Source organism: Shewanella intestini, assembly GCF_018221465.1.
Taxonomy (GTDB): Bacteria; Pseudomonadota; Gammaproteobacteria; order Enterobacterales; family Shewanellaceae; genus Shewanella; species Shewanella intestini.
Window position 1 is genome coordinate 1 of record NZ_JAAIKR010000056.1, and the last position, 815, is coordinate 815.

Annotated in this window: 1 protein-coding gene; it reads left to right on the forward strand. The window is 45.3% G+C overall.

Annotated elements, in window-relative coordinates; translation table 11 throughout:
- A partial coding sequence (locus G3R48_RS17125; RefSeq protein WP_212593428.1) for a VCBS domain-containing protein occupies positions 1-815 on the forward strand: 815 nt, incomplete at both ends.

The following is an 815-nucleotide window of genomic DNA, read 5'->3' on the forward strand; positions in this document are numbered from 1 at the left end:
GTCGATGACGGTCAAGCCGCATTCCAAGTACAAACTGATGTTGCAGATGGCAATTACGGTAGCTTCTCAATTGATGCTGACGGTAACTGGGATTACGTCTTAAACAACGATCATATCGATGTGCAATCACTGACTGAAGGCGAAACCTTAACTCGCACGATCACAGTAACTTCAGCAGATGGCACTGCAACCCACAACATCACTATCACCATTGTTGGTGCTAACGATCCGGCTGATATTACAGTGGATTTAGCTAATGGCGATTCAGATAGTGCGACTGTCACCGAAGATGGTACAAGCGATGCGGACAGTAATACCGTAGAAGCAGTTTCTGGCACATTAACCATTAGCGATGTCGATAACGGTCAAGCCGCATTCCAAGTACATACCGATGTTGCTGATGGTAATTACGGTAGCTTCTCAATTGATGCTGACGGTAACTGGGATTACGTACTAAACAACGATCATATCGATGTGCAATCACTGACTGAAGGCGAAACCTTAACTCGCACGATCACAGTAACTTCAGCAGATGGCACTGCAACCCACAACATCACTATCACCATTGTTGGTGCTAACGATCCGGCTGATATTACAGTGGATTTAGCTAATGGCGATTCAGATAGTGCGACTGTCACCGAAGATGGTGCAAGCGATGCGGACGGTAATACTGTCGAAGCAGTTTCAGGTACTCTTTCAATTTCAGATGTCGATGACGGTCAAGCAGCATTCCAAGTACAAACTGATGTTGCTGATGGTAATTACGGTAGCTTCTCAATTGATGCTGACGGTAACTGGGATTACGTCTTAAACAA